Origin of the sequence: Billgrantia aerodenitrificans, assembly GCF_021404405.1 — a bacterium.
Lineage (GTDB): Bacteria > Pseudomonadota > Gammaproteobacteria > Pseudomonadales > Halomonadaceae > Halomonas > Halomonas aerodenitrificans.
This window is the reverse complement of sequence record NZ_JABFTV010000024.1, coordinates 1-10,727: the sequence shown is the minus strand read 5'-3', so window position 1 is coordinate 10,727 and position 10,727 is coordinate 1. Positions and strand designations below refer to the sequence as shown.

General features: G+C 64.4%; 10 protein-coding genes. 5 read left to right on the top strand and 5 right to left on the bottom strand.

The annotated features are described in order from the left end of the window. Nucleotides 1-305: 305 nt before the first annotated feature. Nucleotides 306-1,235, bottom strand: coding sequence for a pyrroloquinoline quinone biosynthesis protein PqqB (gene pqqB / locus HOP59_RS23320; RefSeq protein ID WP_234255736.1), 930 nt, complete (start codon nt 1,233-1,235; stop codon nt 306-308). 54 nt (nt 1,236-1,289) lie between these two features. After that, on the bottom strand, nt 1,290-1,361 hold the full coding sequence (gene pqqA / locus HOP59_RS23315) for a pyrroloquinoline quinone precursor peptide PqqA (RefSeq protein ID WP_010627037.1): 72 nt from the start codon (nt 1,359-1,361) through the stop codon (nt 1,290-1,292). 226 nt (nt 1,362-1,587) lie between these two features. Between pqqA and HOP59_RS23310 the strand changes: the two genes are divergently transcribed. Then, nucleotides 1,588-2,838, top strand: a complete 1,251-nt coding sequence (locus tag HOP59_RS23310; protein WP_234255735.1) for a PQQ-dependent sugar dehydrogenase — start codon at nt 1,588-1,590, stop codon at nt 2,836-2,838. A 22-nt stretch (nt 2,839-2,860) separates the two neighbouring features. On the opposite strand, the gene HOP59_RS23305 is transcribed toward HOP59_RS23310, so the two are convergent. The 3 genes from HOP59_RS23305 to HOP59_RS23295 all read right to left on the bottom strand — a co-directional run bounded on the left by HOP59_RS23305 (nt 2,861) and on the right by HOP59_RS23295 (nt 6,510). After that, nucleotides 2,861-5,026 carry an ATP-binding protein gene (locus tag HOP59_RS23305; RefSeq protein ID WP_234255734.1) on the bottom strand — a complete coding sequence of 722 codons (2,166 nt, stop codon included), beginning with the start codon at nt 5,024-5,026 and terminating at the stop codon, nt 2,861-2,863. Nucleotides 5,027-5,063: 37 nt separating this feature from the next. Beyond that, nucleotides 5,064-5,540 carry a putative pterin-binding protein gene (locus tag HOP59_RS23300; protein ID WP_234255733.1) on the bottom strand — a complete coding sequence of 159 codons (477 nt, stop codon included), beginning with the start codon at nt 5,538-5,540 and terminating at the stop codon, nt 5,064-5,066. A gap of 157 nt (nt 5,541-5,697) precedes the next feature. Next, entirely contained in the window at nt 5,698-6,510 is an 813-nt protein-coding gene (locus HOP59_RS23295; protein WP_234255732.1) for a DUF2189 domain-containing protein, read from the bottom strand. A 357-nt stretch (nt 6,511-6,867) separates the two neighbouring features. On the opposite strand from HOP59_RS23295, the gene HOP59_RS23290 reads away from it, so the two are divergent. From HOP59_RS23290 to soxZ, 4 genes are all read left to right on the top strand, one after another. Then, nucleotides 6,868-7,242 carry a c-type cytochrome gene (locus tag HOP59_RS23290; RefSeq protein WP_234255731.1) on the top strand — a complete coding sequence of 125 codons (375 nt, stop codon included), beginning with the start codon at nt 6,868-6,870 and terminating at the stop codon, nt 7,240-7,242. An 8-nt stretch (nt 7,243-7,250) separates the two neighbouring features. Then, entirely contained in the window at nt 7,251-8,567 is a 1,317-nt protein-coding gene (locus tag HOP59_RS23285) for an NAD(P)/FAD-dependent oxidoreductase (RefSeq protein ID WP_234255730.1), read from the top strand. A 126-nt stretch (nt 8,568-8,693) separates the two neighbouring features. Next, on the top strand, nt 8,694-9,719 hold the full coding sequence (locus HOP59_RS23280) for a YeeE/YedE family protein (protein WP_234255729.1): 1,026 nt from the start codon (nt 8,694-8,696) through the stop codon (nt 9,717-9,719). A 16-nt stretch (nt 9,720-9,735) separates the two neighbouring features. Then, nucleotides 9,736-10,563 carry a thiosulfate oxidation carrier complex protein SoxZ gene (gene soxZ, locus HOP59_RS23275; RefSeq protein ID WP_234255728.1) on the top strand — a complete coding sequence of 276 codons (828 nt, stop codon included), beginning with the start codon at nt 9,736-9,738 and terminating at the stop codon, nt 10,561-10,563. Nucleotides 10,564-10,727 lie beyond the last annotated feature (164 nt).

Sequence of the window (10,727 nt, the reverse complement as noted above, 5' to 3'; positions counted from 1 at the left end):
TAGTAGGCATCAGGGGGCATAATCTAAGTCCCAGGCTGTAGCGCCTCAGGCTCTGCGGATGCTCACCCTGATGCCAAGGCCTGCTGGTAGCTAATCAACAAGCCCGGAGAGACACAAGGCTATGTCTGAAAACTGTCTGCGCTTGGCCATACGGCGTTAAAAATCAGCTCAAAATACTCATTTACACACTACGTAAACTCCGTCTTTTCGCTGATTTTTGCCTTGTCTGGCCTTCGCTCGCCGACTTTTCAGACACAGCCTGTCTTTGCTTGTTGTTGTCTATATGGCGGCGATACTTCTGGCGGCTACAGGGTCAGCTGCATGCCATCGTGGGCCACCTCGATGCCACGCCGGTTCAGCACGGCGCGTTCCGGAGAGGCCTCGTCGAGCACGGGATTGGTGTTGTTGATGTGAATCAGAATGCGCCGCGTCGTCTCCGGCAGCGCATCGAGCTCGGCGATCATGCCCGCTTCGCCGGCCAGCGCCAGATGCCCCATGTCGCGTCCGGTGGCATGGCCGATGCCGAGGCGTATCATCTCGTCGTCGTGCCACAGGGTGCCGTCTACCAGCACGCAGTCGGCCTGCTGCATCAGCTCCCGTGCCGCCTCGCTCGGCTCGCCCAGGCCCGGCCCGTAGAACAGCACGCCGCCCGTCAGCGTATCGCGCAGCAGCAGCCCCAGGTTGTCGCCGGTGGCCGGTGCGCCGCGGCGCGGAGAATAAGGCGGCGCATTGGAGCTCAACGAGAGTGCGGTGATCTCGAGCCCGGGGCAGCTCGGCACCTGGAAGGTGCAGCGCTCGCGCTCCCCTGCCAGCGGGATCTCGCGCCAGTTGAGTCCACCGTTCCAGTAGCGCAGCATGGGGAACAGCGGAAAGCCGCTGGAGAGGTCGTCATGCACGCTGGGCGTGCACCAGACGTCGAGCGGGCACCCCTCACGTAGTGACAGCAGCCCACTCACGTGATCGATCTGCGCATCCACCAGCAGCACCTCGGTAATGCCGGTGTGGCGCAGGCCGCGCCTGGGAAAGAGCGCCGGCGAGGCGCCGAGCTGGGCGCGGATGTCGGGTGAGGCGTTGCACAGCAGCCAGCGCTCGCCGTCCATGCTCACCGCTATCGATGACTGGGTTCTCGCCACGAAGCCGGGTTGGCCGAGACGCACGTCGCGGCAGTTGCGACAGTTGCAATTCCACTGCGGGAATCCACCGCCCGCCGCCGAGCCGAGTATCAGCACCTGCATGGCACTCTCCTGAAGCTGAAACACGGGACCTCTCGGCCCCGTGACGTCGGTCTATCAGCGGTTGGCAATGTACAGGGTGACTTCGAAGCCGAGGCGCAGGTCACGAAAGCTGGGCTTGGTCCACATAGCGGTTCCTCCAAGGTTGTTGTCGTGTCGAGTGGCACCGCGCCGATGGGCGACGGCAACCTCAGTAAAGCACTGGTGAGGTCTCGCCAAGACGGTACTTTGGAGGGAGAAACGCCCCTTCATTGGGCCCAGGTCCAACTTGAGGAGCCCGCTGGGTTTTCCTACGCTGGCAAGGGACCGGCGCTTCACGGCGTCGCTTCCCCTCGCCTGCAAGGAGCAATGCGACATGAGGCAATACGGATCCCCTTCTCATCCGCGCTTTACGCGCACCCCGCTCGCCCTCGCCGTAACCGGCGGCATGGCATTCGCCGGACTCGCCCACGCCGACGTCCAGGTCACCAATGAAGAGGTGGCCTCCGGCGTGGAGAGCGAAGAAGCCACCCTGACCGTGACTCAGGTGGTGGGCGGTATCGAACACCCCTGGGCCGTCGCCTGGCTGCCGGACGAGCGAATGCTGATCACCGCACGCCCGGGCAACCTGTATCTAGTCGACGGCGATGAGGTGACCGAGGTCGGCAATCTGCCAAAGATCGACACCGACGAAGATCAGAAGCCCGCCCCCGAAGGTGGCAACCAGGGCGGCCTGCTGGATGTCGTCGTACATCCCGATTACGACGACAACGGCTGGATCTACTTCACCTACTCCAGCCCCGGTGACGACGACTCGGTCATGGGCGACGACGAGTACGGCACAGGCACGGCGCTGGCCCGCGCCCGCCTGAGCGACGACGGCAGCGAGCTGACCGATCTCGAGACGATCTATGCCCAGGTGCCGCGCACCGCACCCGGCCGTCACTACGGTTCGCGCATCGTCTTTCCCGGCGACGGCAGCGTGATGTTCTCCATCGGCGACCGCGGCATTCGCTACCCTTCCCAGGATCTCACCGATCCGGGTGGCTCGATCATTCGCCTGCATGAGGATGGCGGCGCCTTCGAGGGCAATCCCTTCATCGAGGCGGAACCGGGCAACCTGCGTCCCGAGATCTTCTCCTACGGCCACCGCAACAATCAGGGGCTGGCACTGCACCCCGAGACCGGCGAGCTGTGGGCCATCGATCACGGTCCTTCGGGCGGCGGCGAGCAACTCTACGTCGCAGAGGCCGGCAGCAACCACGGCTGGCCACAGGTCTCCTTCGGACGGGAATACGACACCGACGAGTTCATCGGCATCGGCGAGGTGGCGCCCGGCGTCAAGCCTCCGGTACACGTCTGGGAAGACACCCTGGCGCCCTCGGGGCTGACGTTCTACACCGGGGATGAGTTCCCGGGCTGGCAAGGCAATCTCTTCATCGGTGCGCTCTATGCCGAGCGCCTCCATCGCGTGGTGCTGGACGGCGAAACCATCGCCCATGAAGAGATCCTGCTGGAGAACGAGCTGGGCCGTATTCGCGACGTGCGCCAGGGCCCCGATGGCATGCTCTATGTGCTCACCGACGAGAGCGATGGCGGGCTCTATCGCATCGAACCCGAGGCCTGACACTCGCTAGAGAGAGGTCACATCAGTCTTGGCAGGCACTCAGCCAGCTCTCCAGCGCCTCGAGGGTGACGGGAATGCTGGCCTGCAGGACCCTGAGCTCGACGGCCGCTTCGTCTTGCCGCTCATGCCGCGCGGCAAGCTCAAGGCGCCGGGCCGAGTCGGCTAACCTGCGCCCGCCAAGACTGCCCGACTCCCCTTTGAGCCGGTGTGCACGCGCGGCAAGAGCCGCTAGATCCCTCTGCTCGAAGGCCTGCTCCAGGCTCTCGGTGTGTTGCTGCAGCTGTTCACGATGCACCGCAAACAAGGCCGCCAGCGCCTCCAGTCCCAGCGACTCGCGCAACTCCCCGAGCACACCCTCATCCAGCATGTCGGCACCTACGCTTTCTTCCGCCCCCTCGGCCCGCTCCTTCCCGGACAGACCCTGGCGCAGCGCAGCTGCCAGTTCGGCGCGTCGCAGCGGCTTCGCGAGGTAACCGCTCATGCCAGTAACCAGACAGCGCTCGCGCTCGGCTCCCGGTCCCCCTGCCGTCATCGCCACGATAGGCACTTCGGCAAGCCAGCCCCCTCTCGAGCGCAGGCGACGAGTCGTTTCCAGACCGTCCATGCCGGGCATCTGCACGTCCATGAAGATCATGTCGAAACTCTCACGACCCGCCACTTCCAGGGCCTTCTCTCCGCTGTCTGCAACGCTGACCGTACAGCTGTGGCGTTCCAGCATCGCCACGGCCACCTGCTGGTTGACCGGGTTGTCTTCGACCAGCAGCACCTTCCCGCCTGCAGCGGGTTCCAGAATCGGTTGGAACACCGGTGATTCAGGCTCATTGGAAACCACCGTCTCCAGCGGCATCACGACCCAGAAGCGACTGCCCTGGCCGGGGGCGCTGTCGACCCCGATTCTGCCGCCCATGGCTTCCGTCAGGCGACGACAAATGGCGAGGCCCAGCCCGGTACCTCCGTAGCGCCTGGCCGTCGAGGCGTCTGCCTGTCTAAAGGGTTCGAAAAGCCAATCCTGCTTCTCCAGCGCAACCCCGGGCCCCGTATCTCTCACGGCGAGCACCAGCTCGCCCTGCTCGCTCAACGCCGCCTCGACACGGACCTCACCGTGGTCGGTGAACTTGATGGCGTTGGAGAGCAGGTTGAGCAGCACCTGACGCAACCGTGCCGGATCGCCCATCACGTGCTCAGGCAACGCCGGTGATAGCGCCGTCGTCAGTTTGAGCCCCTTGGCCTCGGCATGCGGCCCGAACAACCGACAAGCCTCGCCGATCAGCGTGGTCAGGCGAATCGGGCGCCGTTCGAGCTCCAGCTTGCCCGATTCGATCTTGGAGAAATCGAGTATGTCGTTGATCAGTTCCAGCAACCGTGCGGCGCTGACATGCAGGGTGCGGGCGTACTCCCGCGATTTCGGATCGATCGGCTGGTCCAGGAGCAGGTCGCTCATGCCGATGACCCCGTTCAACGGCGTGCGAATCTCGTGGCTGACGGTGGCCAGGAACTCCGATTTGGCCTGACTGGCGGCCTCGGCGCGATGCGCGGTAGCCTGTAGTTCGCGACTCAGCGACTCCAGCGAACGCCGAGCCTCGGCATTGTCGCGCGCCTCCCGCACCAGGAACACTACCACCATCAGCGCCGCCAGACTCATGGCCATGATCAGTGCCAGCAGCAGCGCATACAGCGTCTGCAGCGCCTCCCGGTCGCGGGTGGCCGATTCGGCAAGGTGGCCATTGACGGCGATGATCAGCTGCTCGGTCAGCCCCCCGACCCGCTCCAGCCGGTCGGACAACACCCAGCGTTCTTCCTGCCCCAACTGGTCGATTTCATCGAGCAGACTGTCGATGTCGGCCATGAGCACGATCAGGTCCGGCAGCAGCCGCTTGGCCAAGGGGATCTGCTGCAGCAGTTGGTTGACATCGCCACGCTGCAGCAGGTTGACCCGGCTGTAGATCAGTTCGAACCGCAGCCGCAGGGCTTCCAGTGAACGGGCACTGCCGACCTGCTGCACCAGATCGCTGCGCAACTGGATGATGTCGCGATCGAGCTTGTAGGCATGCCAGGCAGCATCGCCGATGACGCTCTGATGCAGCTCCTCCTGACGCCATGCTGCCAACCCCACCACCACCAGGGCAGCAGCGAAGAACAGCAGGGCCGACACCGCTCCCAGCTTCAGTCGCAGCGGATAGCGCAACATGCTTCAGCGCCTCGAACTAAGGCTTCGCCACGAGACCTCACTGCACATCGACGGTACCCACGTGCCAGACGGAGCGATGGCGGATGGTTTCGTTGAGCAGTTCGGGGCGCTCATCGAACGGATAGAGCACCAGCACGGGTCCCAGGTCGCGCACCGCAATGGGCTCGCCATCTCGCATGACGGCGAGAATCACGTCGTAATCGTGAAGATCGGACCAGGGTATCTCGATTTCATACTCGTTAAGGGACGTTACCCGGACCCGCTCACCTTCCGCACCGGCCGCTTCCAGCACGGCGCGAAACAGCGGTCCCTCGAAGCGTCCGACTCCCTCCGTCCAGGGTGTGGCCGTCTCTATCACGCGTGGAGAGAGCGTCATCAACTGGTCCAGGTCAAGCTGCAGCTCGCCGTCAACGTTCGGATACTCGATATTGCCCGTCACCCTGAGCAGTATCTCACCCTCGGGTGGCGACAGCGGCGCTGCCTGTACGGGCTGTAAGGTCGAGGAAATCAGCAAAGCGGCTACCGCCATTACACAGCTTGGCCATGATCGAGGCATAGTGGACTGTCCGAGTCATTGGGATGGGCCAAGCGTACGCGAAACTGAAGAACAGTTCAGTTAGGAAAAGCGTATTCTGGACTGGCAGGAGGCGCCGGCCTCCTGCCAGGGGGGATCACGACTTCAGTTGTTCCACCGGCTCACAGCGAACCAGATCCTCATAAGCGTGCCAGCTGGCATGCCCCAGTACAGGCAGGATCAGCGCCAGGCCGATGTAGAACGTCATCATGCCAATCAGCACGCTGCCGGTCAGAATGACTGCCCACAGCAGCATCGGCTTGAAGTTGCGCGCAACGGTGCGCACGCTCGCTTCGATGCCCTCCATGAAAGTCAGGTCCTGATCCATCAGCGTCGGAATGGCGACCACACTGATGGAAAAGGCACCGAAGGCCAGCACCGCTCCCGCCGCGGTGCCGACCGCGATAAGTCCGAGCCCTTCCGGCGTGGTTAGCAGCGAAGCGTAGAGCTCCGCCACGCCCGGCGCCTCGAAGCCGAAGAAGAGCGCGAAGAGCAGGGTTGCCAGACGAATCCAGGCCAGGAAGAAGATCATCATCATCACGCCCATCATTGCCAGCTGCCCGGCATGGGGCCGCCAGGCACCGAAGGCGTCGCCGAGATGCGGTACGCGCCCCTCCTCGAGCGCCCGACTGATCCCGTAGGAACCTACCGCGACCAGAGGACCGATGAACATGAAGCCGGCCACAAGAGGCAGTAGCCAGTGCCACAGATCGAGAACGATGGCCCCGGCCGTGACGGCGATACTCAAGCCGACCCAGAACATGCCGTAGGCGAGACTGACGGCCGTGGCCCGGCGGAAATCTTCGAAACCCGCTGCTAGCCAGGCTCGCGGTCTGTCCATGCCAATGGGGTTGATGGTGATCTTGACGTTGGGTGCGGAGCTCTGCCCTGATCTGGTTGCTGCATTCATTGTCGTACCCCGTTTGGTCGCCATTGAAGGGACTGGCAAGCGTCTTTCCGGTCGGGAGGTCCGGACGACGTCTTGTTGTCTTCGTAATTTCCACTCTAGTTGACCGCGCACAAGAGTGCCGCGCAAAGTTGTCAACGCTGCGCGCGAAACCGCCGCGATCCTTCCACGCTGCTTCGCCCGGACGGGCATCGTGGCCCTTGCGCGGCTTGCTGGAGAGCTTCGGGAATAACAGCGGCCCATTGTTGTATATTCAGTCATAAGAGAATGCCGAAGTATTCCTTCTGAGCCTCTGCCGTTGGCTTTAACATCCGGCTTACGGACAGTTGAACAACAGATAACGCAATCAGGAGCCTGTCGATGAAACGGTTCTTTCGCAGGGCGGCCGCACCGGTGCTGGGGGTGCTGCTGTTCGGGGGCATCGCCGCCAAGGGACTCGCCGAACCCAGCTTCTCCTCCGAGCAGGTTGACCTCATGGCCGCCGCCTGCGCCAATTGCCACGGCACCGATGGCCGCATGGTAGGCAGTGTGCCGACCATCGCCGGGCGGCCTGCCTCAGTCCTCGAGGCGCGGCTACTCGCGTTCAAGCACGAGGAACAGAGCGATACCACCATCATGGATCGGATCGCCAAGGGCTTCACCGACGAGGAACTCGCCGCCCTGGCAGCTCATTTTGCCGCCATCGACCCGGACGGCGATGACGATTCGCAAGCAGAACAAGAACCGCAGGAGTGAGGCGCGCCATGACACAGCATTCCCAACGTTCCGGCATCAACCGCCGGCAACTGATCAAGGGCCTGGGTGCCGCCTCGCTGCTGCCCCTGGTGGGCGGCGTCACGCCCTTCGCCATCGGCGGACAGCACGCCGGCAAGGTCGTCGTCGTGGGCGGCGGCTTCGGTGGTGCCACGGCGGCCAAGTATCTCAAGCGGGCCAATCCGGCCATCGAGGTGATCCTGGTCGAGCCGGCCGAGACTTTCTACACCTGCCCGTTCAGCAACCTGCATCTGGGCGGATTGCGCAGCATGGATAAGATTGCCCACGGCTATGACGAGCTGCAGGATCGCTATGGGGTCCGCGTGATCCATGCCATGGTCGAGGACGTCGACGCCGCCGCGCACAAGGTCACCCTCTCCACCGGCAGCGAGCTCGACTACGACAGGCTGGTGCTCTCCCCGGGGATCGACATCCGCTGGAACGCGCTCGAGGGTTACGACGAAGCGGCTGCCGAGAAAGCGCCCCATGCCTGGAAGGCCGGCAGTCAGACGGAGAAGCTGCGTGCCCAGTTGGAAGCGATGGAAGACGGCGGTACCTTCGTCATGGTGGCCCCGGAAAACCCCTTCCGCTGCCCGCCAGGCCCCTACGAGCGCGCCAGCCTCGTGGCCAACTATCTGGCCCAGTACAAGCCCAAGTCCAAGGTGCTGATCCTCGACGCCAAGGACAACTTCTCCAAGCAGGGGCTGTTCATGGAGGGCTGGGAGCAGCTCTACGGCGATCGTATCGAGTGGGTAGGCCTCTCCAACGACGGCCGCGTCACCCGGGTGGACGCCGAGCGTCTGGAGGTGGAAACCGAATTCGGCACCGTGCACAAGGCCGACGTGCTCAACGTCATCCCGCCGCAGAAGGCCGGCTGGATCGCCGAACGTGCCGGCGTCACCGACGACTCCGGCTGGGTGCCGGTCAAGCCCGAGACCTTCGAATCGCGTCAGGTCGAGGACATCTACGTGATCGGCGATGCCACCGTTGCCGCGCCGATGCCCAAGTCGGGCTTCTGCGCCAACGCCCAGGCCAAGGTCGTGGCGGCCGCCATCGCCGCTTCGCTCGAGTCGCGCCCGGCGCCCGAGGCCTACTGGACCAACACCTGCTACAGCCTGGTGGGTCCCGAGTACGGTATCTCGGTGGCCGGAGTCTACCGCGTGGTGGACGGCGCGATTGCCGAAGTGGAAGGCTCCGGCGGCGTGAGCCCGACAGGCGCTCCCGGCACTACGCGGGCGCTGGAAGCCCAGTACGCCGTCGGCTGGTACAACGCCATCTGCCAGGACACCTGGGGCACTCAGACCTGAACTCCATCGCGGCAAGGCGCTATACTGCTCGGCCACCCAAGGTGGCGTCATCGAAGGGCCGCCTGCGGGCGGTCCTTTGCATTACTTCTTCTTCATTACTTCGCATTTCTCGAGGAGCTGCGCACCATGAGTCATACCGAGCTGGTCGTTTGGGCGGGGTTGACGATCGGCCTTGTCTTCGGCGCCGTCGGTCAGCTCTCCGGTTTCTGCCTGCTGCGCGGTGTGGTCAACGCCACGACACAGGGCGACTCACGCAAGCTGCAGGCCTTCGCCGTGGCCATGGGCGTGGCCGTGCTGGGCAGCCAGGCTTTGGCCGCGACCGGGCTGGTCTCGCTCGACGCCTCGCTGTACGCCGTCGACAGATTCTCCTGGCTTGCCGTGCCGCTGGGCGGTCTGCTCTTCGGCTACGGCATGGCCCTGGCCAACGGCTGCGGAGCCCGCGCTCTGGTATTGCTCGGCAGCGGCAACCTGCGTAGCTTCGTGGTGCTGGTGTGCCTGGGTCTGGCAGCCTTCATGGTGCTGTCGGGCGTGCTTGCCCCGCTGCGGCTGTGGCTCGAGGGCGCTACCACGCTGCGCCTGCCCGCGGCCACCCTGCCGAGCCTGATCGGCCTGCCGGGCTGGCTGCCGGCGCTGCTGGTGGGTGGCGGCCTGTGCGCCTGGGCTTTTGCCAATCAGGCCTTTCGCCACACTCCGCGAGAGTGGGTCAGCGGCCTTGCCATCGGCGCCCTGGTGCCTGCCAGTTGGTACACCACCGGCGTGCTCGGCTTCGACGACTTCGAACCGGTGCGTCTGGCCAGCCTCACCTTCGTCGCACCCATCGGCGAGTCGCTGCAGTACCTGATGCTCTCCACCGGCACCCGCCTGGGCTTCGGCGTCAGCGTGGTGGGTGGCGTAGTGCTGGGTGCGCTGGCAATGGCGCTGCTGCGGCGGGACTTTCGCCTGCATTCGTTCGACTCGCCTGCCCATATGCTGCGCAGCATGGCGGGGGGCACTCTCATGGGCATAGGCGGCGTGATGTCCCTGGGCTGCTCCATCGGCCAGGGGCTGTCGGGCTTCTCGACGCTGTCGCTCGCCTCGTTCCTCGCCGTGGCCGGCATCGTGCTGGGTGCGCGGCTGGGAATCCGCGGGCCGCTGGCGCTGTCAAAGCATTGATCAACTGGAGGAGTCCATGCATCCGTTCCGTTACTCTCGTCACGACGCCTCTCGCCGCCGTCTGCTGCGCGGGCTGACCCTGGCCTGCGCCGGCATCGGTCTGGCCGGCCTGGCCATGCCCGGGCTCGCCAACGAGCCGTGGCAGCGCCTGGAAGCCGCTCAGAGCGTGCTGGGCGAAAGCGAGCCCCGCACCGAGGGACTGACGCTCGACCTGCCGCACGTATCCGAAGACGGCTCCGCCGTGCCGCTCACCGTCAACTTCGACGGCGAACTCGCCGAGGGCGATTACATCGAGCGCATCGATCTGTTCGCCAACGGCAACCCCTATCCCGAGGTGGCCACCTTCCGTCTGACCCAACTGAGTGCCAAACCGGAGATCTCCACCCGGGTACGGCTGAACGAAACCCAGCAGGTCATTGCCATCGCCACCAGCCACCAGGGCGAGCGTTTCGCCACCTCCCGCGAGGTGCGCATCACCGTGAGCGGCTGTCTGATGCGTAACGGCAACGATGCCAACGACGCACTCTCCAATCCGCGCGTCAGCGTTTCCTCGGGGCTGTCCGCCGGGGAACCTGCCGAGGTACGCACGCTGATCAACCATCCCATGGAAACCGGGCTGCGCGAAGGCGATGACGGAGAAACCCTGCCCCGCCACATCGTCGAGCGTTTCAGCGTCTCCATCGATGGCAACGTGGTGTTCGAGGCCGACCTGCATCAGGCGGTTTCCGCCAACCCCTACCTGCGCTTCTTCCTCACTCCCGCAGAGAGCGCAGAGGCGGAATTCCTGTGGCAGGACGACACGGGGGAAACGGCCCACCATGTCGCCGAGCTGGATCTGTCCTGATACCGCTCGACAAGTACGCCTGAACGCAGAAGCCCCGGCCAGTTGAACTGCACCCCGAAAGTTGGACACCCAATCCAACCTTCGGGGTGTTTTTATGAGCAATCGATACGATGAGGGGTTCAAGCTGCTGGTGGTGCAGCAGTGTTTGCACGATGACACCAGCT

What these genes read in the sequence shown, in the direction of transcription:
- pqqB (WP_234255736.1), bottom strand. Translation starts at nt 1,235, where the DNA reads ATGCAGGTGCTGATACTCGGCTCGGCGGCGGGCGGTGGATTCCCGCAG.
- HOP59_RS23295 (WP_234255732.1), bottom strand. Translation starts at nt 6,510, where the DNA reads ATGAATGCAGCAACCAGATCAGGGCAGAGCTCCGCACCCAACGTCAAG.
- HOP59_RS23285 (WP_234255730.1), top strand. Translation starts at nt 7,251, where the DNA reads ATGACACAGCATTCCCAACGTTCCGGCATCAACCGCCGGCAACTGATC.
- HOP59_RS23305 (WP_234255734.1), bottom strand. Translation starts at nt 5,026, where the DNA reads ATGTTGCGCTATCCGCTGCGACTGAAGCTGGGAGCGGTGTCGGCCCTG.
- HOP59_RS23290 (WP_234255731.1), top strand. Translation starts at nt 6,868, where the DNA reads ATGAAACGGTTCTTTCGCAGGGCGGCCGCACCGGTGCTGGGGGTGCTG.
- HOP59_RS23280 (WP_234255729.1), top strand. Translation starts at nt 8,694, where the DNA reads ATGAGTCATACCGAGCTGGTCGTTTGGGCGGGGTTGACGATCGGCCTT.
- soxZ (WP_234255728.1), top strand. Translation starts at nt 9,736, where the DNA reads ATGCATCCGTTCCGTTACTCTCGTCACGACGCCTCTCGCCGCCGTCTG.
- HOP59_RS23310 (WP_234255735.1), top strand. Translation starts at nt 1,588, where the DNA reads ATGAGGCAATACGGATCCCCTTCTCATCCGCGCTTTACGCGCACCCCG.